A 688-nucleotide genomic window follows, 5' to 3' on the forward strand; every position below is an offset into this window, starting at 1 on the left:
GAACCGGAATAGTTGCCTATGGCAGCGGCACTCCCACCTACCTGCATCAGCGAATCGATAATGGATATCGAGAAGTTCGGGCCGTTGATAAGTAGCCACCAAAAGAACCCTGTGAATACCGTAAATCGAATCAATTCAGCGAAGAACTCGCCGATGTCGGCTTTCCTCAGTGCCATCATGCCGAACGTCCACACCATTGAGATCAGTGCCAGTGTCCAAAACAGACGTGTAGCGACAGACTCAATAATGCTTGCCCACAAGCTCGCATTGGTTTTAAATCGGTTCAATACCGTATCCATGATGCCGGCGTTGTTGATTGCTGAAAATGCCTCTGCCGAGCACAGAAGCAGTCCCAGCATGGTAATGGCAACAAAGAGCTGTTTGCGCTTATTGGTTCTTCCATTCATACGACGTCACCGTTTCATTGTCGCTCACATCAAATGTCGCCAGGCCCCCAGGTTTTCGGCTTATCACTGGGCTTTATGGCGCTTCTTCGAAGGCATAAAGATGCAAATTTCTGCCTCAGCGCTTCCGGCTCCATTTTCATCACGTTCTCATGCCGGCAATTTTCATTGTTTACTTTGGGCATCGTGACCGTCTCGGGCCGCTCTGAACAGGCCGCCAACCCAAGGAGACCCAGCATTAAAAACACTGTTTTAATCTTTTTCATCTTTTCCTCGCTGCTTAT

General features: G+C 49.0%; 2 protein-coding genes. Both read right to left on the reverse strand.

The genetic code is table 11. The annotated features are described in order from the left end of the window. The coding region (locus ACOCD2_RS24185; protein ID WP_419626303.1) for a type IV secretion system protein at positions 1–407 on the reverse strand (407 nt) is incomplete at its 3' end. A gap of 29 nt (positions 408–436) precedes the next feature. Then, positions 437–688 (reverse strand): entry exclusion lipoprotein TrbK (gene trbK / locus ACOCD2_RS24190; protein ID WP_419626305.1); only part of this gene is annotated, 252 nt, incomplete at its 5' end.

Source organism: Thiolapillus sp., from assembly GCF_048562965.1.
Lineage (GTDB): Bacteria > Pseudomonadota > Gammaproteobacteria > Chromatiales > Chromatiaceae > Thiolapillus > Thiolapillus brandeum_A.